Raw genomic sequence first — 17,731 nt, forward strand, 5'->3', positions numbered from 1 at the left:
CCTCCCGGGCCAGGCGCAGGCAGTGTTCCAAGACCTCCTTGGGGCTTGCCTCCCTGCGAAGGAAGCCTCGCTTGCCCATCAGGAGAGAGATATACACCCGTCCTCCTGACCTTTGCAAGGCAAGCCCAGCTTGAGCTGGAGCGAGGTCTTTGCCTTCCACGGCACCCGCAGGGGGATCGGTCGGCAAAGCCTCCTGGTGGACCGGGGGGAGTCGGGCTACCGGAATGTCTTTTTGCCCGATGGGCGCATCCTCTACATGGGGGAGGGGAAGCGGGGGCACCAGGAGCCCCTTGGGGGCAACCTCCGCCTCCTCCTGGCCCACCGGGAGAGCATCCCCTTGCGGGTCTTCCTGCGGGAGCGGCCAGGGCGCTGGCGGGACCTGGGCTGGTACCGGGTGGAGGGGTGGCGGTATGCCCTCCTGCCCGAGGAGGGGCGGTATGTTTACTGGTTCACCCTTGCCCCTGGTGGATGCGCAGGAGGCCCTTGAGGGTGAGGTCCTCGTCCACCACGTCAAAGGAGGGGCAGAGGTCCTTGAGGGTTTCCGCAAACCCCCCGGTGGCGATCACCAGGGCCTCCCCCGTCTCCTCCTTGAAGCGGCGCACCATCCCCTCCACCAGGGCGGCGTAACCCAGGACGAGGCCGGAGCGGAGGGCTTCCAGGGTGTTCCTGCCCACCACCCCCTTGGGCGGCACCAGGTCTATACGGGGGAGCTTGGCGGTGCGGGCCGCCAGGGCGTCCGCCGCCGTCTGGGGGCCGATGGTGATGGCCCCGCCCAGGTAGCGGTTGGGGGCCTCCACCAGGTCAAAAGTGGTGGCGGTGCCGAAGTCCACCACGATGTAGCGGCCCGTGGGGCTTTCGTAGCCCAAAGCGCCCACGGCGTTCACCAGGCGGTCGGTGCCAGCTTCCTTGGGGTTGTCTATGCACACCTCGAGCCCTGTGGCCCCGGCATCCACCACCTGGGCTTTGATGCTGAAGAGCTTCTCTATGGCTTCCTTCATCTCCCTCTCCACGGGGGGCACCACGCTGGAGAGGAGGGCGGCATTGGGAGGGGGGAGGTTTTCCAGGGCGAAGAGATTTCTTAGCATTACCCGGTACTCGCTTTCCATGCGCATCCGATCGGTGTGGATGCGGAAGTGGGCGATGAGATCCTCCCCGGAGAAGACCCCAAGGGCGGTGGAGGTGTTGCCGATGTCTATGGCCAGGAGCATGGCGCTTAGCCTTGGGTCTCTTGGCCTTCTTCCCAGGGCTCCAGCACCACCTTGACGGTGATCTCGGCGTTGAGGCTGGCGGAAACGGAGCAGTACTTGGTGTGGGAAAGGTGGGCGGCGCGCTCGAGGGCCTCCAGGGTCACGTTGGGCCCTGAGGCGATGTGGGTCACGGTGATGTGGGTGTAGCGCCTGGGGTGGGTTTCCGCCCGGATGCCCTCCACCTCCACCCGGTAGCGGGCCAGGGGCTGCTTTTTCTTCTTCATGATGTCCACCACGTCGTAGGCAGTGCAGGCCCCTAGGGCCATGAGGAGGAGCTCCATGGGACGGGGGCCGGTGGCGGGCTGGTCCCCGTCGATCATCACCTTGTCCCCCTGCTCGTTGACCCCAAGGAAGCGATGCCCCACCAGGTTGTAGACCACCACCTTCTTCGTCATGAGCCGGATTTTACCAAGCCTTCATCTGGACCGCTAGAATGGCCGTAGATGCGGCTATTGCCTTGGCTTTTGCTGGTATGGAGCCTGGCCTGGGCCTTTCCCCGAGTGGGGGTGCACGAGGGCTTCACCCGCCTGGTCTTTGACCTGCCTTCCCCGGAGGTGGCCCACACCCTCACCCAGGAAAACGGCCTTCTCACCCTGGTCCTGGTGGGGGTGAAGGCGGCGCCCCTGGACCAGGTAGTGAACTCCCCCGAGGTGGTCTCGGTGCAGACCCTTCCCGAGGAGGGGCGGGTGCGGGTCCATGTGCGCCTCAAGGCCCCGGTGGAGGTCTCGGTACGCCGCTTTTCCGACCCCGAGCGCCTGGTGGTGGACCTGGCCCTGAAGAAGGAGACCCCTCCTGCCGAGAAGCCGGCACCCTCACCTTCCCAGACCCGGGCGCCCAAGCCTCCCAGGCCCGTGGTGCTTCTGGACCCCGGGCACGGCGGGGTGGACCCGGGCATGGTGGGCTATGTGGTGGAGAAGGAGGCGGTGCTGGACGTGGCCCTGCGCCTGAAGCGCCTCCTGGAGCGGGAAGGGGTTGAGGTGCGCCTCACCCGGGACAAGGACGTCCACCTCTCCCCCGACAAGCGGGAGGACCTCTCCCGCCGGGCGGCCATGGCCGACAGTTCCCAGGTGAACCTCTTCATCTCCATCCACGTGAACGCCACGCCCACCCATACCGGGCGCGGGGTGGAGGCCTTCTACTTCGGCCGGACCCAGGACGCCCGGGTCCTGGCCCAGGTAATCCGGGAAAACGGTGGGGGGGAGCTGGGCCAGCGCCTCACCCAGGAGGCGCGTTCCGTGGCCGAGCGGATCCTTACTGACATCGTGGCCCAGGCCAACCAGCGCTACAGCCAGCGCCTGGCGGAGACCCTGGGGCGCCACCTGGCCCAGGCCACGGGGAGCCCCTACCGGGGGGCTTTCCCCGGCGACCTCTTCGTCCTGCGCTACGCCAAGGTGCCGGCGGTGCTGGTGGAAATCGGCTTTGGCGACCATCCGGTGGAGGGGCGGCAGCTGGCGGACCCCGCCTATCGGGAGAAGGTGGCCCAGGGCCTCCTGGCGGGCATCCTCACCTTTCTGGCCCACGGGGCCTACGCCCGCTAGCCCCAGGGGGGCTAAAAGGGAAAGGCCCTGAGGGCCTCCTGAGCGTTAGGGAAGCGGTCCTCTGGCCGCTTGGCCAGGAGGCGCTCCAGGAACGCTGCCGCCTTGGCCTCGAGGCCCGGGATAGGGGGTACGGGGTTTTGCAGGTGCCCCAGCATCACCTCCTCGGGGGCGCCCACGAAGGGGTGCTCCCCGGAAAGAATCCAGTAGAGGATGATGCCGGCCGCGTAGACATCCGCCTCGGGGCCGGGGCTTTTCCCCAGAACCTGCTCGGGGGCCAGGTAGGGAAGGGTGCCCACGCGCAGGGGTTTTTTGAAGGCCTCCAGGGCCGGCCCCGAGAGGTCAAAGTCCACCAGCCGGGCCTCGTCCGTACCGGCCACGATGATGTTTTCCGGCTTCACGTCCCGATGGACCAGGCCCTTCTCGTGCATGTGGGCCAGGGCCATGAGGAGCTGGCGGAAGACGAAAAAGGCCCGATGCTGTTCCGGGCGGCGCAGCATCCACCTGCCCATTTCCTCTCCGGGGGCGTAGGCCAGGAGGAGGGCGGGGCCCTCCTCGAGGTCCAGGCTTTCCAGGACGGGGTTGAGGTTGGGGTGGTCAAGCTGCTTCCCCACCCAGAACTCCCGGTTGCGCCTTCCCTCGGCCCCCTTGGGGAAGACCTTCAGGGCGTAGGGGGTGCCGAAGGGGTCAAAGGCCAGGTAGACGGTGGCCAAGGCTCCCTGCCCCAAGGGGCGCACCACCCGGTACCTGTCCAAGAGGGTCTTCCCCGCCAGGCTCACTGCTTCCACTATACCCGTCCCTCATTCCTTTCACCCTTGAGTCGTTAGGATTTTCCCGTGCGCGGGCTGGCGCTTTCCGGAGGTGGGGCCAGGGGCCTGGCCCATATCGGGGCCCTGGAGGCCTTCCTGGAGGCGGGCCTGGACTTCCAGGTGGTGGCAGGCACCAGCATGGGGGCCATCGTGGGGGCCCTCTTCGCCGCGGGGAAGACCCCGGAGGAGATGCTCCACATCGCCCGCCGGACGCCCTGGCTGGGGCTTTTGGGCCTTTCCCCGCGGGAGGGGATTTTCTCCCGCAAAAAGCTCAAGGACTTCCTGGCCGAGCACCTGCCCCCAAGCTTTGCCGAGCTGAAGCGCCCCCTGGCGGTCACCGCGGTGGACGTGGTCTCGGGGCGCCTCCTCTTCCTCACCCAAGGGGACCTGGTGAGCGCGGTTTTGGCCTCCGCCGCCTACCCGGGCCTCCTGGCCCCGGTGGAGCGGGAAGGGAGGCTTCTTTTTGACGGGGGCGTCCTGGACAACCTGCCCGTAGACGCCGCCCGCCTCCTAGGGGCCACGGAGGTTTACGCCGTGGACGTCACCCCCGAGCGCATGGCAGACGAGGCCCCCCGGGGGCTTTTGGCCCTGGCCCGGCGGGCGGTGGATCTGATGCAGCTCCACCTCACCTCCGTGCGCCTCACCCTCTATGCCCCCGAGGTGTACGTGAAGCCCAGCCTCCCGGGGGTGGGCCTGGAGGACTTCCGGCGCCTGGAGGAGATTGTGCAAGCAGGGCGCGAGGCGGCAAAGCGGGCTCTAGGGGGTAGAGTGGGAGGGGTATGAAGGCCTTTTGGGACTACCTTTTCAAAGAATGGTTTCGGCAGGTGGGGGAGGCCCTCCTGGTGGCCTTTTTGGTCACCACCTTCGTTTTCACCACCGTGGGGGTGGTGGGGCAGAGCATGTTCCCCACCTTGAAAAACGGCGAGCGGGTTCTGGTGCCCAAGTGGGAGACCTGGCTGGTGCGCTTCGGCCTCACGGAGTGGCGTCGGGGGGAGATCGCCATCCTCAAGCCCCCGGAGGGTACCCCCTACGCCACAGCCCGCTTCCCGGTGCTGGGCTTCTCCTTCCGGGCCTTCTTCATCAAGCGCATCGTGGCCGTGCCCGGGGATGAGGTTTACGTGGAGCGGGGGGTGGTCTATGTGAACGGAAGGCCCCTGGAGGAGCGGCACATCACCGACTACCTTTCCCCCTGGCCCGACTCCTTCCCCGGGGTCTGCTACAAGGAGGGGCGCATGACCCGCATCATCACCCAGCAGGGGGATTTTCCCGTGGACCTCCTCCCCGCCTACCTAAGACCCCTTCGGGAGATGCTCCTTCCCCCTTCCCCCGGGGTCTTGGAGCGGAGCCGGCTGGAGGAGTCCTGCGAGGTGGGGCGCATCCGCCTCAAGGAGGGGTACTACTTTGTCATGGGGGACAACCGCACCCTGGGGGGCTCCGAGGACTCCCGCACCTTCGGCCCGGTGCCCGTGGAGGCCATCGCCGGGCGGGCCAACTTCGTCTGGTGGCCCCTTTTGGTCCGGGAGGAGGGGGGTGTGCGCTGGAACCTGCGGCGGCTCTCCCCCCCGGAGGCCTACCGCCTCAGATGAGGACCACCACCATGAGCCGTCCGGGGCCGTGGACCCCCTTCACCATCACCTGGCCGATGTCCGCGCTCTTGGAGGGGCCGGAGTGGAGGCCTAGGGCGCTGGGGAGAGGGCCCAGGTGGGAAAGGGCCATGAGCAGGGTGGGGTAGACCCTCTCCGCCTCCACCAGGACCAGGTGGGCGGGGGGAAGGAGCTGGGTCCGGCGGCCGTCTTCGGCGGAGAGGGCCACGGTCCCGGTCTCCGCCACGGCGAAGAGGGCCCAGGAAATCCCCAAGGGGGCCTCCTCCGGGGGGAGTTCCGGCAAGGGGGGGCGGAGCTCTGGGGGCACCCCCTTGCCGAAGGCGGCTCCAGGAAAGCCCGGGAGGAGCTCTTTAAGGAGGGCCAGGGCCTCCGCCCGATCTACCCGGTGCCCCTCGGCCCCGTTTTCCCCAAGCCGCTTCAGGAAGAGGTCCAGGGGGTCCTCGGGAAAGGTGGCGTGGGGGTGTTCGGGCAATAGGGCCTTGGGTCGGTCCTTGAGGGCCCGGCGGACCCGAGCGAGGATGCGGGTTTTAGCCTCCATCGCCTTCCTCCTTTGCCTCCTTTAGGGTCTGCCAGAGCTCGTGGAAGGGCTTGGGGCTGGGCTTCAGGGGGCCCCTTCCCTGGGTCCAGGCCCGGAGAAGGGGGAGGAGGTCCTGGGGAAGGGGCAGGCCCCGCAAGGCCCGGCTGAAGAGGCGGTAGAGGGTAGGGCTTGCCATCACCTTGAGGAAGGCCCCCATGGCGGCCTTCTCCCAGGCGGGGCTCAGGCCTTCCTCCGCCGCCCGGTGCCGCCAGGTGAGGAGGAGCTTGGGGATGGGGATTTTCACGGGGCAGGCCTCCTGGCAGGCCCCGCACAGGGTGGAGGCGAAGGGGAGGGGGTGGGCCTCCTCGAGGCCCAGAAGCCCCGGGTCCAGCACCGCCCCGATGGGGCCGGAGTAGACGTAGCCGTAGGGGTGGCCCCCGGTCTGGCGGTAGACGGGGCAGGCGTTCAGGCAGGCCCCACAGCGCACGCACCGAAGCACCTCCCAGGCCTCGGGGTCGTGCAGGAGAGCGGTGCGCCCGTGGTCCACCAGGACCACGTGCACCTCCTCGGGGCCCTCCTCCCCCGGCCTGGCCGGTCCCTGGAGGAGGGAGACGAAGGTGGAAAGCCGCTGCCCCGTGGCCGCCCGGGCGGTGAGGGGGAGGAAGAGGCCCAGGTCCTGGAAGCGGGGGAGGAGCTTCTCCAGGCCCACGAAGGCCACGTGGACCCGGGGGAGGCTGGTGGAAAGCCGGATGTTCCCCTCGTTTTCCATGAGGGCCAGGGTGCCGGTCTCCGCCACCAGGAAGTTGGCCCCGCTGATGCCGAGCTCCGCGGTCAGGAAGGCTTCCCTGAGCACCCGCCGGGCCACCTGGGCTAGCTCTTCCGGGCTGGCCTCCAGGGGCGTGCCGAAGCGCTGGTGGAATAGCCGCTGGATCTCCTCCAGGGGGAGGTGGATGGCGGGGCCCACGATGTGGCTTGGGGGTTCGCCCAGGAGCTGGATCAGGTACTCCCCCAGGTCGGTCTCGTAAACCTCCACCCCCAAGGACTCCAGCAGGGGGTTCACCCCCAGCTCCTCGGTGAGCATGCTCTTGGCCTTCACCGCCCGCCTGACCCCGTGGCGGGCCACCACCTCCCGCAGGACCCGGTGGGCGTCCTCCGGGGTCTCCGCCCAGTGGACCTGGACCCCGTTTTCCCGAAGCCGCTTCTCCGCCAGCTCCAGGTAGTGGTCCAGGTGGGTGAGGAGATGATTTTTCACTGCCTTGGCCCTCTCCCGCCAGGCCTCGGCGTCAATCTCCCCGTAGGCCTTAAGCCGGTTCCTTTCAAAGTGCAGGGTGGCTCCGGTGACGGCGGTGCGCACCTGGGGTTTTTCCTTGAGGAGGCGGGCGGCCTCCTCGGGGTAGCGCTTAGCCTTGGCCTGCATACGCCTCCCAAAGGAGGGTGGCCAGGGGGGCCACCCGTAGGTTCAGGCCCTTTTGCGCCAGGCGCCCGGAGAGGTGGAGGAGGCAGCCGGCATCCGTGGAGGTGAGGACCTGGGCCTCCGGCAGGGTGGTGAGCTTCCGGTCGGCCATGGCCAGGGAGACCTCGGGGAGCTTCACCGAGAAAAGCCCCCCGAAGCCACAGCACTCCTCCGCCGCCTCCCAAGGCAGGAGCTCGGCCCCGGCATTTTGCAGGAGAAGGAGGGGTTCTTCCTTAACCCCAAGCTCCCTTAGGGCATGGCAGCCGTGGTGGTAGGCCACCTTGACCCCCTTGAGGCCCTCCCCCAGCCGCTCCACCCCCAGGACCCTCACCAGGAACTCCGAGAGCTCATAGGTCTTTTCCGAAAGGGCCAGGGCTTCCTGATTGCCTGGGAGGAGCTCTAGGTAGTGGTGGCGCACCATGCTGGCGCAGCTTCCCGAGGGCAGGACCACATACTCCGCTTCGCCGAAGATCTCCAGGTTTCTCAGGGCCAGGGGCCTAGCCTCCCTCCAGTGGCCGGCGTTGAAGGCGGGCTGGCCGCAGCAGGTCTGGCCCTGGGGGAAGTCCACCTCCACCCCCAAGGCCCTGAGGAGCCGCACCGCCGCCACCCCGGCCTCGGCGTAGAACTGGTCGGCCAGGCAGGTGATGAAGAGGGCCACCCGCATTTGTGCCATAGCATACCCCCTTTGGCCCAGGAGTCTAGGGTTCCTCCTCCAGAAGGGGGAGGCGCACCCGGAAAAGGGTGCGCCCGGGCTGGCTTTCCACGGCGATCTCCCCCCCGTGGGCCCTGGCGATGGCCTGGGCGATGGCTAGGCCCAGCCCCGCCCCACCCCCGGGCCCCCGGGCAAAGCGCTGGAAGAGGCGGGGAAGGAGCTCGGGGGGGATGCCGGGCCCCTGGTCCTCCACCTCGAGGCGGGCGAAGCCCCCCTCCTTATGGAGGCGCACCTGCACCCCTTCAGGCCCCGCAGCCCGCACGCTGTTGGCGATGAGGTTGCGGAGGAGTTGCAGGAGGCGGTCGGGGTCCCCCAGGACCTCCGCCTCCTCCCCCGTGAAGCCCACCCCGTACTCCCGGGCGGCCTCCGCGGCCAGGGCGTGGAGGTCCACGATGTGGGGGTTGAGGGTGCGCTCCGCCTCCCCCCGGGCCAGGGCCAGGAGGTCCTCCACCAGGCGGCGCATCCTCTCCGCGGTGGCTTTAGCGGTGGCCAGGGCCTCGAGGTCCCCTGGGTTCCGCCCCAGGCGGTCCAGGTGGCCCAGGAGGACGGTGAGGGGGGTGCGGAGCTCGTGGCTGGCCTCGGCCAGGAAGGCCCGCTCCTTGGCCTTGGCCTCCTGCAGGGCAAGAAGGAGGCCGTTCACCGCTTCCACCATGCGGCCGAACTCGTCCTTGGGGAGGCGGAGGGGGACGGGGTCCAGGCGCTCGGGGCTCCGCTCGGCGATGGCCCGGGCCGCCTTTTCCAGGGGCCTGGCCGCCAGCCGGGCGGTGAGGTAGACCAGGACCACCCCCAGGGGAAAGAGGAGGAAGAAGGCCTCCAAAAGGGCCCGCCGCAGCGCCCTGAGGGCCAGCTCTATGGGGGCGGTGTCCTGGGTGAGGGCCAGGAGGCCCAGGGGGGTGCGCACCAGGGCGGCGGCGAAGCCCTCCTGCCAGACCACCTTGGGGACCTCCCCCACCCCCTGCAGGGCCTCCTGGGCCAGGCGGTGGGCCTCCTGGGTGAGGATCAGGGCCTCCCCGTCCTCGGCGTAGAGGTGGAGGTAGACCCCCCCCGTGGGGAGGAGGGTCCCTGCCTGGCCCTTGCGGTAGGCCTCCGCCGCCCGCCGGGCGTCCTCCAGGAGGGTGGCCTCGAGGTGCCCCCTCAGGGCCCGCTCCACCCCCCGGCCCGCCAGGTACAGGGCCGCCACCAAAAAAAGGAGCCAGAGGAGGCTGAAGGAGAGAAAAAGCCGAAAGCGGAAGGAGAAGGGCGGCATGCCCCCCTAACCCTCCTCTTCCCCTTTCCCGGGGCGCACCGCATACCCCAGGCCCCGCACCGTGCGCAGGTAGCCGTAGGCCCCCACCTCCCGCAGCTTGGCCCGCAGGTTGGCCACGTGCACGTCCAGGACGTTGGAGTCCCGGCCCAGGGGGCGCCCCCAGACCCTTTCCTCAATCTCCTGCCGGGGAAAGACCCTCCCCGGGCGGCTCATGAGGAGCTGGAGGAGCTCAAACTCCTTGGGGGAGAGGCGCACCTCCTGCTCCCCGAAGAAGACCTGGCGCCTTTTGGGGTAAAGCTCCAGCCGCCCCACGCTCAGGACCTCGCTGCCCCCCCTGTGGCGGAGCTGGACCTGGATGCGGGCCAAAAGCTCCGCGGGGTGGAAGGGCTTGACCAGGTAGTCGTCCGCCCCCTCGGAGAGGAGGCCCACCTTGCGCTCCACCGCATCTTGGGCGGTGAGGACCAGGATGGGGGTCTCGTCGGTGGCGCGGATCCTCCGGGCCACCTCGGCCCCGTCCAGGTCGGGCAGACCCAGGTCCAGGACCACCAGGTCGGGCTTTTTCTCCCGGTGCCGCACCAGCCCCTCCATGCCGCTTTTGGCCCACTCCACGGCAAAGCCGGCCTCCTTGAGCTCCAGCTCCACCAGCCGGGCCACCTCGGGGTCGTCTTCTATGAGCAGGATCCGCTTCATGGCCAGAGCCTTTCCGGCGGGGCGAGGCCATAGACCTCCTTCAGAAGCCTGAGGAGGCTCACCCGCTCCTTGTCCTGCAGGAGGAGCACGTCCCCCCGGTCCGCCACCCCGGGGAAATTGCGGGGCTTCTCCCCGGGGAGGACCAGGAGGAGCTGGACCTCCTGCCCCGTCCGGGGTGGCACGGGCGGGGAGAGGGCCAAAAGGCGCCTCCCCTCCACCCGCCAGGCCCCGTGCAGGGTGCGCAGGTCCTGGGAGAGGAGCCTAAGCTCCGTCCCCGGGGGCAGGGCGGGCCCCAGGAGGGGGAAGAGGACGGCCAGGCCCATCCCCAGAAGGAGAAGGAGAGCCAGGGGGCGCATCATGTCCCATTCTAGGAGGGCCGCTCGGCCCTTTGTGGGAGGGAGGTTAAGGGGCCTGAAGGTTTCTCCGGCAGGAGGAAACCCGCCGAGACCACGTACTTCAGGGCTTCCTCCACGCTGATCTCCAGGGGAATCACCTCCTCGGTGGGCACCAGGATCACCATGCCGCTGGCGGGCACGGGGCTGGTGGGCACCAGGACCACGGTGTACCCCTCGGGCAGAGGGGGAAGCCGCCGGTCCACGGGCTGGACCACGAAGCAGAGGGTGTAGAGGCCCCGCCTGGGGTACTCGATCACCGCGGCCCGGCTGAACTTCACCTCCTTCTGGCCGAAGAGGGTGTGGGCGATCTGCTGGACGGCCTTGTAGATGTCCCGGACGATGGGCAGGAGGAGGAGGGAGCGCTCCAGGGAGACGATGAGCTGGCGCCCCAGGTAGTGCTCCGCCAGGGCGCCCACCAGGTAGATGAGGACCGCGGCCAGGAATAGCCCCACGAAGGGAAGCAGGGGCTGGTAAGCGGCGGGAACCTCCAGGCTCAGGAAGCTGAGGAAGGTCTGGATGTAGCTGCCGGAATAGGTGTAGACCCAGCCCAGGAAGTAGAGGGTGACCAGGAGGGGCAGGAGGGTGACGAGGCCGGTGAGGAGACGCTGGCGCAACCGCATGGCCCTCAGTCTACGCAAAGGCCCCCGCCCCAGAGGCGGGCGGGGACGCATTCAGGCTGGGCAAGGGGCTAGCGCCCGTCCCCCCGGCTTTGGGCCAGCTCCTTGAGGCCCCTGAGGTCCTTGAGGACGATCTTGCCGTAGCCGGAGCGGATGTAGCCTTCGCGGGAAAGCTCCCCCACCACCTTGGTGACCGTCTCCCGCACGCTCCCCACGGCGGCGGCCAGCTCGTCGTGGGTGGCCCGGAGCACCAGCTGCCCTTCCTCCTCCCTGGCCAAGGGGGTCTCGGCCAGCTCCAGAAGGGCGGCGGCCATGCGGTTTTTGAGGCGTTGGGTGGCCAGGCGCTCAATGCGGCGGTAGGACTCGGAAAGGGCCTGGGCCAGCTGGGCCACCAGGTCCAGGACCTCCTCGGGGCCGGGCTCCTTGGGCAGGGCCTCGGCCACCACCTCGGTCACCGCCTCGGCGAAGTAGCCCCGCTCCAGGCCGGAGAGGGCCTCCTCGCCGAAGTAGCCCCCGGGGCGCACCAGGCGCAGGGTGAGGGCGTTGCCCTCCTCGTCCACGGCCTCGAGGCGCACCAGGCCCTCGAGGACCCGGTAGACCCGGTCCCTGGGGCCCGGCACCCCCGGGTAGAGGATGACCTCGCCGGGCTTGAAGCTTAGGGTTTCACGGGCCTGGGTCATGGCTTCCTCCTTCCCCCAGGCTAGCACGCCCCCGGGGATTTTGTAAACCTTTAGGTTGCAAAAATCCCGCCCGGCCTACCTTTGGCCCAGGGGGCGCTTGCGGGCAATGGGGAGGAGGCGCTCCGTGGCCAGCTCCGCCTCGCGGCCTTGCCGCCTGGCTTCTTCCCGCTCCATTTCCGCCCAGAAGAGGGCCATTTCCCAGACCGCCTGGAGCCGTTCCTCCAGGGACACCGCCTGCCACTCCTCCCGGTCCTTGGGGATGGTGTCCAGGGAGAACCTGCGGGCCAGGGGCTTGATCCTTCCCATCAGAGCTCCTCTATGTCCCTGAGGTCTATGGGCCTGCCGAAAGCCCTTTTCAGGGCCTTAAAGTCCTCCGGATGGACCACCCAGATGGGCACCCCCCGCACCTCCTTGGACAGCGCGCGGCCAAAGGCCTCCTCAAAGGAGGGGGTTTCCAGAATCACCAGGTCAATGCGGTTGGGCGCGTAGCCTAGCTGGACTACCCCGGGGGTGGCAAGGTCCTCTGGGGTGAGACCCAGATCGTCCCCCCCAAAAAAGGCCCGTATGGCGGAGAGAACCCTTTCCGCCTCCCTGGCGTCCACCCAGAGGTCCAGGTCTTTGGTAAAGCGGGGGCGGCCCAGGAAGGCCAGGGCGTACCCCCCGATGACCAGGAAGCGGGCGCCCGCCCCGTGCAGGGCCCGGACGAAGTCCAGCATGTCCTCCGTCATCCCACGTTCTCCCGCAGCCAGGCCAGGTACGCCCCGTGCCCCTCGGCCACGGGCAGGGCCAGGATCTCGGGCACGGTGTAGGGGTGGAGGGCCAGGACCCGCTCCTTCAGCCGGGGAAAGGCGAAGGTGGTGGTCTTGGCGATGAGGAGCACCTCCTGGTCCTCCACCACCTCCCCCTGCCAGCGGTAGACCGAGGTGAGGCCGGGGACCAGGTTCACGCAGGCGGCCAGGCGCTCCTCCACCAGGGTGCGGGCCAGGGTGCGGGCCACCTCCTCGTTGGGGGCGGTGATGAGCACCACCTCTTCCATCTACTTCTCCTCCTCCACCACGAAGGCGCTGGCCACCTCGTCCTCCTCGGGCAGGTTCATCACCTTGACCCCCGCGGTGGCGCGGGAGTACTGGCGGATCTCCGCCACCGGGGTGCGGATGGCCAGGCCCTTTTTGGAAAGGACGAGGAGGTCCTCCGGGCCCCGCACCTTCAGGAGGGCGCTTAGGCGGCCCACCTTCAGGGAGACGGCGTAGGTGATGACCCCCATCCCCCCCCGGCCCTGCCGGGGGTACTCCGCCAGGGGGGTGCGCTTGCCGTAGCCCCGGGTGCTTACGGAGAGGAGGTCCGCCATCTCCCCGGGCTTGACGGTGACCAGGGAGACCACCCGGTCCCCCGGCTTCTTGAAGCGGATGCCCACCACCCCCTGGCTGTCCCGGCCCGTGGCCCGCACCTCCTCCAGGGGGAAGCGGATGGCCTGCCCCTCCGCCGTGGCCAGGATGGCCTCGTCCTCGGGGTCGGAGAGGGCCACCCCCACCAGGCGGTCCCCCTCCTGCAGGCGGATGGCGATGAGGCCGGCGGTGCCCAGGTTGGCGTACTCCTTGAGGGCGGTGCGCTTGATCAGGCCCCTTTCCGTGGCGAAGACCAGGTAGCCCTCCCCCTCCAGGCCCCGCACGGAGAGGAGGGCGGCCACCTCCTCCTCCTCGGTGAGGGGCAGGAGGGTTTTCACGTGCACCCCCCGGGCCTGGCGGCCCATCTCCGGCAGGTCGTAGACCTTGAGGCGGTAGACCCGGCCGCGGTTGGTGAAGAGGAGGAGGTCGTCGTGGGCGTCGGCCACGAAGACCTGGGTGGCCTCGTCCTCCTCCTTGGTCTTGCCGGCCAAAAGGCCCTTGCCCCCCCGCCCCTGGGCCCGGTAGCTCTCCAGGGGAAGGCGCTTCAGGAAGCCCTGGGCGGTGCGGGTGATGACCATGGGCTCGTCCTCAATGAGGTCCTCGGGGTTGAAGCTTTCCTCAAACTCGGTGAGGAGGGTACGCCGGGCGTCCCCGTAGCGCGCCTTGATGCGGAGGAGCTCCTCCTTTACCTCCTGCCAGAGCCGGCCCTCGTCCTCGAGGATGGCCCTCAGCCGGGCGATCTCCTCCATGAGCTCCCGGTATTCCTCCAAGAGCTTCTCCCGCTCCAGGGCCACCAGGCGTTGCAGGCGCATGTCCAGGATGGCCTGGGCCTGGGCCTCGGAGAGGCCGAAGCGCTCCGTGAGCCGGGCCCGGGCCTGGGCGGCGTCCTCCGAGCCGCGGATGAGGGCGATGACCTCGTCGATGTGGTCCAGGGCGATGAGGAGGCCTTCCAGGATGTGCGCCCTTTCCTCGGCCTTCTTCAGGTCAAAGAGGCTCCGGCGCCGCACCACCTCCTTGCGGTGGTCCAGGTAGTGGCGCATGAGCCCAAGGAGGGGGAGGACCTTGGGCTCCCCGTTCACGATGGCCAGGAGGTTCACCGTGAAGGAGGTCTGCAGGGCGGTGTGCTTGTAGAGCTGGTTCAGCACCACCTGGGGGTTGGCCCCCCGCTTGAGCTCAATGGCGATCCTGAGCCCCTGGCGGTCGGACTCGTCCCGCAGGGCCACGATGTCCTCAATCTTCTTGGCCTTGACCAGGGCGGCGATCTGGGCGATGAGGCTGGCCTTGTTGACCTGGTAGGGGATTTCCGTGACCACCAGCATGGGCCGCTGGCCCTTCTCCTCCACCCGCACCTTGGCCCGCACCTTGAGGCTGCCCCGGCCGGTGGCGTAGGCCTCCTTGATCCCCCGGCGGGAGAGCTTGCCCCCTGTGGGGAAGTCGGGGCCCGGCAGGTGGCGCATCACCTCCTCCAGGGTGATCCCGGGGTTGTCGATCATGGCCACCAGGGCGTCCACCACCTCGGAGAGGTTGTGGGGGGGAAGGCTGGTGGCCATGCCCACGGCGATGCCGCTGGCCCCGTTCACCAGGAGGTTGGGGATGGCCGCGGGGAGCACCTCGGGCTCCTTGAGGGAGCCGTCATAGTTGGGGCGGAAGGGTACCGTTTCCTTGTCGATGTCGGCCAGCATCTCCGCCCCCAGGGGGGAGAGGCGGGCCTCGGTGTAGCGCTGGGCAGCGGGGGGGTCGCCGTCAATGGAGCCGAAGTTCCCCTGCCCGTCCATGAGGGGGTAGCGCAGGTTCCAGGGCTGGGCCATGCGCACCAGGGCCTCGTAGATGGCCGCGTCCCCGTGGGGGTGGTATTTGCCCATGACCTCGCCCGTGATCTTGGCGCTCTTCACGTGCTTGCGGTTGGGAAGCACCCCCTCCTGGTAGGCCCCGAAGAGGATGCGCCGCTGGACCGGCTTGAGCCCGTCCCGCACGTCGGGAAGGGCCCGGTCCACGATGACGGACATGGCGTAGTTGATGAAGCTCTGCTTGAGCTCCTCGGTGATTTCCACGGGTACGATCTGGGCCATAGCGTTCCTCGAGGGCGTTCAGACGCCTCTTCTCATTATAGCAGTCCCCCGGGTTCCCGGGGGTAAAGCTAATGGATTCTAAAAAATCGGGCTTACTTCCCCCCCACCTCCAGGGCCTCGGCCAGGTAGGTGAGGGCCAGCTTGTAGGAGAGGGGGCCAAAGCCGGAGATGATGCCCCGGCAGGCCCCCGCGGTCACGGAGTGCTGGCGGAAGGGCTCCCGGGCGTGGAGGTTGGAGAGGTGGACCTCCACCACGGGGAGGGGCTGGGCCCGGATGGCGTCCAGGAGGGCGTAGGAGTAGTGGGTGAGGGCCCCGGGGTTCAGGACGATGGCCAAGAAGCCCTCCCGGTGGGCCTGCTGCACCCACTCAATGAGCTGGCCCTCGTAGTTGCTCTGCCGGAAGGCCACCCCCAGGCCCAGCTCGGCCCCCCAGGCCTCGCAGAGGGCCTCCAGCTCCTCCAGGGTGGTGTGGCCGTAGATGTGGGGCTCCCGCCTGCCCAAAAGGTTCAGGTTGGGACCGTTGAGGATCAGCACCATAGGGGGCTCCTTTCCCCCTAGGATAAGCCCATGGCCCGCTTCCTGGCCCTTTCCCTCCTCCTTCTCTTCGCCTGGGCAAAGACCCATACCGTGGCCCCGGGGGAGACCCTCTTCTCCTTGGCCCGGCGCTACGGCACCACGGTGGAGGAGCTCATGCGCCTCAACGGGCTCAAGGACCCTGACCGCATCTATGCCGGCCAGGTGCTCCGGGTGCGGCCGGGGGTGGAGGTGCGCCTCCCCCGGGGCTGGGCCCTCTACCGGCCCCCCGTCCAGGGGCAGGCCTTCGGCCTCTGGGTGGAGGGGTACGCCCAGGGGGAGGCGGAATTCCTGGGCCTGCGCTACCCCCTGGTCCCTGGGGAGGGGAGGCTTTGGGCCCTTTTGGCGGTGGGGGCTCTGGTGGAGCCCGGGGCCTACCCCTTGCGCCTCCTTTTGGGGGATGAGGCCGTGGTCTTCCCGGTGCGGGTGGCCCCGGGGGGGTACGGGCGGGAAACCCTGGCCCTCACCCCGGCCCTCGAGGCCCTCCTAAAAGACCCCGGGCTCAAAGCGGAGCGGCAGAAGGTGGTGGGGGCCTGTTCCCAAACGACCCCTTCCCGCCCCCTGGGCCCCTTCCGCAGGCCCCTGGAGGGGCGCCCCACCAGCCCCTTCGGCACCAGGCGCCGGTACGGCACCCTCCTCACCGCCTACCACGAGGGCCTGGACTTTGCCGCCCCGGTGGGGACCCCGGTGCGGGCGGTGGCCGAGGGGGTGGTGGTCCTCTCCGAGCGGCTCAGGGTGCGGGGGGAGGCCGTGGTCCTGGCCCACGGCATGGGGCTTTGCACGGGGTACTGGCACCTCCAAAGGCGGCTTGTCCGGGTGGGGGAGCGCCTGCGGGCGGGGGAGGTGCTGGGGCTTTTGGGGAGCACGGGGCTTTCCACCGGCCCCCACCTGCACCTGGAGGTGCGCCTTAAGGGGGTGCCCGTGGACCCCATGCCCTTCTTCCAGGGGCTTCCCCTACCCTAGGCGGAGGAGGGAGAGCACCTCCACGTGGTGGGTGAAGGGGAAGAAGTCGTAGGGGCGGGCGAAGGCCAGGCGGTAGCCCCCCTGGACCAGGGCCCCCACGTCCCGGGCCCAGGTGGCGGGGTCGCAGGTGATGTAGAGGACCTCCTGGGGCCGGGTTTCCAGGAGGTAGGCCCGCACCTCGGGGGCAAGCCCCGCCCGGGGCGGGTCCAGGAGCACCAGGTCAAAGGCCCCGAGCCGGGCCGCCTCCCGGGCGTCCCCCCGGTGAAAGCGCACGTTTTCCACCCCAAGCCGCCTGCGGTCGGCCTCGCCCCGGCGCACCGCTTCCTTGCTGATCTCCACCGCCACCACCTCCCGGTACCGGGGGGCGAGGAGGAGGGAAAGGAGGCCTGAGCCGGCGTAGAGCTCCAGGGCCCTTTCCCCCCCGGAGGGGAGGCCCTGGGCCTCCTGCAAAAGCTCCCCTGCCGCCAGGGGGTTCACCTGGCTGAAGCTCTCCACGCTCACGCTGGCGGTGAGGGGGCCAAAGCGCTCCAGGAGGGTTCTTTCCCCGTGGAGGGGGCGCACCTGGCCGCGGAAGCGGCCCTTGGCCGAGGGCTCCCCCCAGACCACCCCGGCAAAGCCCTCCGCCACCAGGGCCTTGGCGGGGCGCTTCAGGGCCTCGGGGCTTCCCCCGATAAGCCCTAAGAGCACCCGCCCCTCCAGGAGGCTTCCCCTTAGGACCACCTCCTCCACGGGCAGGGGCCAGCCCGAGAGCACCCCCAGGGCCCAGGCCAGGGGCTCCGCCAGGAGGGGGTCCTCGGCCACCCGCACCAGGGCGTGGCTTTCCGGAAGGCGGTAGGCCAGGCCTCCCAGGGGGTGGCGGGCGTACTGGGCGGCGGTGCGGTAGCCGAGCGCCCTGGGGGAGGGGCGGATGGGGCTTAGGGGGAAGGGGAGCTTGGCGATGCGCTCCAGGGCCTCCCGCACCAGCCCCTCCTTCAGGGGGAGCTGGCGCTCGTAGACCAGAGGCAGGTCAGCCGTGGGGGGGAGGGGGTGGGGGTAGCGGTCGGGGTGGGGTTGCAAAAGCTCAACTTCTTCCAGGAAAAGCGCCCCCCTGCGGCGCACCGGGCGGCCCCGCACCACCTCCCCCGGGAGGGCCCCCTTGACCAGGACGGCCCCCTCCTCCGTGCGGGCCAGGCCGTAGCCCCCGGGGACCAGCTTCTCCACGGTGAGAACCCTCATCCCTCCACCATACCCCACACCC

22 protein-coding genes are annotated in these 17,731 nt (G+C 69.3%); 5 read left to right on the plus strand and 17 right to left on the minus strand.

What is annotated here, in order from left to right; genetic code table 11:
* The first annotated feature begins 112 nt into the window (after positions 1 to 112).
* Positions 113 to 487: an SRA domain-containing endonuclease gene (locus tag B128_RS0106315; RefSeq protein WP_018111436.1), complete on the plus strand. Its 375-nt coding sequence runs from the start codon at positions 113 to 115 to the stop codon at positions 485 to 487.
* On the opposite strand, the gene B128_RS0106320 is transcribed toward B128_RS0106315, so the two are convergent.
* Together B128_RS0106320 and B128_RS0106325 are read right to left on the minus strand one after the other, a co-directional pair.
* Complete coding sequence (locus tag B128_RS0106320) at positions 450 to 1,208, minus strand: type III pantothenate kinase (protein ID WP_018111437.1); 759 nt, start codon at positions 1,206 to 1,208, stop codon at positions 450 to 452. The genes B128_RS0106315 and B128_RS0106320 overlap by 38 nt on opposite strands.
* Positions 1,209 to 1,213: 5 nt before the next feature.
* Positions 1,214 to 1,642 carry an OsmC family protein gene (locus B128_RS0106325; RefSeq protein WP_018111438.1) on the minus strand — a complete coding sequence of 143 codons (429 nt, stop codon included), beginning with the start codon at positions 1,640 to 1,642 and terminating at the stop codon, positions 1,214 to 1,216.
* Positions 1,643 to 1,690: 48 nt separating this feature from the next.
* On the opposite strand from B128_RS0106325, the gene B128_RS0106330 reads away from it, so the two are divergent.
* Complete coding sequence (locus tag B128_RS0106330; RefSeq protein WP_026175070.1) at positions 1,691 to 2,785, plus strand: N-acetylmuramoyl-L-alanine amidase; 1,095 nt, start codon at positions 1,691 to 1,693, stop codon at positions 2,783 to 2,785.
* Positions 2,786 to 2,796: 11 nt separating this feature from the next.
* On the opposite strand, the gene B128_RS0106335 is transcribed toward B128_RS0106330, so the two are convergent.
* Positions 2,797 to 3,570, minus strand: a complete 774-nt coding sequence (locus B128_RS0106335; protein WP_026175071.1) for a serine/threonine-protein kinase — start codon at positions 3,568 to 3,570, stop codon at positions 2,797 to 2,799.
* 48 nt (positions 3,571 to 3,618) lie between these two features.
* Here B128_RS0106335 and B128_RS0106340 point away from each other — a divergent pair, with 48 nt between their 5' ends.
* Both B128_RS0106340 and lepB read left to right on the plus strand, forming a co-directional pair.
* The gene (locus B128_RS0106340; RefSeq protein ID WP_018111441.1) at positions 3,619 to 4,374 is read left to right on the plus strand and encodes a patatin-like phospholipase family protein; all 756 of its coding nucleotides are present in this window, start codon (positions 3,619 to 3,621) and stop codon (positions 4,372 to 4,374) included.
* The gene (gene lepB, locus B128_RS0106345) at positions 4,371 to 5,177 is read left to right on the plus strand and encodes a signal peptidase I (RefSeq protein WP_018111442.1); all 807 of its coding nucleotides are present in this window, start codon (positions 4,371 to 4,373) and stop codon (positions 5,175 to 5,177) included. Before B128_RS0106340 ends, lepB begins: the two co-directional genes overlap by 4 nt.
* Here lepB and B128_RS0106350 read toward each other — a convergent pair.
* The 13 genes from B128_RS0106350 to aroQ all read right to left on the minus strand — a co-directional run bounded on the left by B128_RS0106350 (position 5,170) and on the right by aroQ (position 15,495).
* Positions 5,170 to 5,733, minus strand: a complete 564-nt coding sequence (locus B128_RS0106350) for a LutC/YkgG family protein (protein WP_018111443.1) — start codon at positions 5,731 to 5,733, stop codon at positions 5,170 to 5,172. The two genes, lepB and B128_RS0106350, sit on opposite strands and share 8 nt — an antisense overlap.
* Complete coding sequence (locus B128_RS0106355; protein WP_018111444.1) at positions 5,723 to 7,129, minus strand: LutB/LldF family L-lactate oxidation iron-sulfur protein; 1,407 nt, start codon at positions 7,127 to 7,129, stop codon at positions 5,723 to 5,725. Before B128_RS0106355 ends, B128_RS0106350 begins: the two co-directional genes overlap by 11 nt.
* On the minus strand, positions 7,113 to 7,829 hold the full coding sequence (locus tag B128_RS0106360) for a (Fe-S)-binding protein (RefSeq protein WP_018111445.1): 717 nt from the start codon (positions 7,827 to 7,829) through the stop codon (positions 7,113 to 7,115). The genes B128_RS0106355 and B128_RS0106360 overlap by 17 nt, the downstream gene beginning before the upstream one ends.
* Positions 7,830 to 7,863: 34 nt before the next feature.
* Positions 7,864 to 9,123: a sensor histidine kinase gene (locus B128_RS0106365; RefSeq protein WP_018111446.1), complete on the minus strand. Its 1,260-nt coding sequence runs from the start codon at positions 9,121 to 9,123 to the stop codon at positions 7,864 to 7,866.
* 6 nt (positions 9,124 to 9,129) lie between these two features.
* On the minus strand, positions 9,130 to 9,813 hold the full coding sequence (locus B128_RS0106370) for a response regulator transcription factor (RefSeq protein ID WP_018111447.1): 684 nt from the start codon (positions 9,811 to 9,813) through the stop codon (positions 9,130 to 9,132).
* Positions 9,810 to 10,172 (minus strand): hypothetical protein, encoded by a 363-nt coding sequence (locus B128_RS0106375; protein ID WP_018111448.1) that lies wholly within the window; start codon positions 10,170 to 10,172, stop codon positions 9,810 to 9,812. The genes B128_RS0106370 and B128_RS0106375 overlap by 4 nt, the downstream gene beginning before the upstream one ends.
* 8 nt (positions 10,173 to 10,180) lie before the next feature.
* Positions 10,181 to 10,828 (minus strand): DUF502 domain-containing protein, encoded by a 648-nt coding sequence (locus B128_RS0106380; RefSeq protein WP_018111449.1) that lies wholly within the window; start codon positions 10,826 to 10,828, stop codon positions 10,181 to 10,183.
* Between the two features lie 68 nt (positions 10,829 to 10,896).
* Positions 10,897 to 11,505, minus strand: coding sequence for a helix-turn-helix domain-containing protein (locus B128_RS0106385; protein ID WP_018111450.1), 609 nt, complete (start codon positions 11,503 to 11,505; stop codon positions 10,897 to 10,899).
* Positions 11,506 to 11,580: 75 nt separating this feature from the next.
* A complete protein-coding gene (locus B128_RS0106390) occupies positions 11,581 to 11,811 on the minus strand; it encodes a hypothetical protein (protein WP_018111451.1) in 231 nt (76 codons plus the stop codon).
* The gene (locus tag B128_RS0106395; RefSeq protein ID WP_026175072.1) at positions 11,811 to 12,233 is read right to left on the minus strand and encodes a nucleotidyltransferase; all 423 of its coding nucleotides are present in this window, start codon (positions 12,231 to 12,233) and stop codon (positions 11,811 to 11,813) included. Before B128_RS0106395 ends, B128_RS0106390 begins: the two co-directional genes overlap by 1 nt.
* Complete coding sequence (gene cutA / locus B128_RS0106400; RefSeq protein ID WP_018111453.1) at positions 12,230 to 12,541, minus strand: divalent-cation tolerance protein CutA; 312 nt, start codon at positions 12,539 to 12,541, stop codon at positions 12,230 to 12,232. Before cutA ends, B128_RS0106395 begins: the two co-directional genes overlap by 4 nt.
* Entirely contained in the window at positions 12,542 to 14,959 is a 2,418-nt protein-coding gene (gyrA, locus tag B128_RS0106405) for a DNA gyrase subunit A (RefSeq protein WP_018111454.1), read from the minus strand.
* Between the two features lie 92 nt (positions 14,960 to 15,051).
* Entirely contained in the window at positions 15,052 to 15,495 is a 444-nt protein-coding gene (gene aroQ / locus B128_RS0106410; RefSeq protein WP_018111455.1) for a type II 3-dehydroquinate dehydratase, read from the minus strand.
* Between the two features lie 30 nt (positions 15,496 to 15,525).
* On the opposite strand from aroQ, the gene B128_RS0106415 reads away from it, so the two are divergent.
* Positions 15,526 to 16,494, plus strand: coding sequence for a peptidoglycan DD-metalloendopeptidase family protein (locus B128_RS0106415; protein ID WP_018111456.1), 969 nt, complete (start codon positions 15,526 to 15,528; stop codon positions 16,492 to 16,494).
* Here the strand turns inward: B128_RS0106415 and B128_RS0106420 are convergent.
* Positions 16,486 to 17,709 carry a class I SAM-dependent RNA methyltransferase gene (locus tag B128_RS0106420; protein WP_018111457.1) on the minus strand — a complete coding sequence of 408 codons (1,224 nt, stop codon included), beginning with the start codon at positions 17,707 to 17,709 and terminating at the stop codon, positions 16,486 to 16,488. The two genes, B128_RS0106415 and B128_RS0106420, sit on opposite strands and share 9 nt — an antisense overlap.
* Positions 17,710 to 17,731: the final 22 nt, after the last annotated feature.

The sequence above is a fragment of the Thermus igniterrae ATCC 700962 genome (genome assembly GCF_000376265.1).
GTDB classification, from domain to species: domain Bacteria; phylum Deinococcota; class Deinococci; order Deinococcales; family Thermaceae; genus Thermus; species Thermus igniterrae.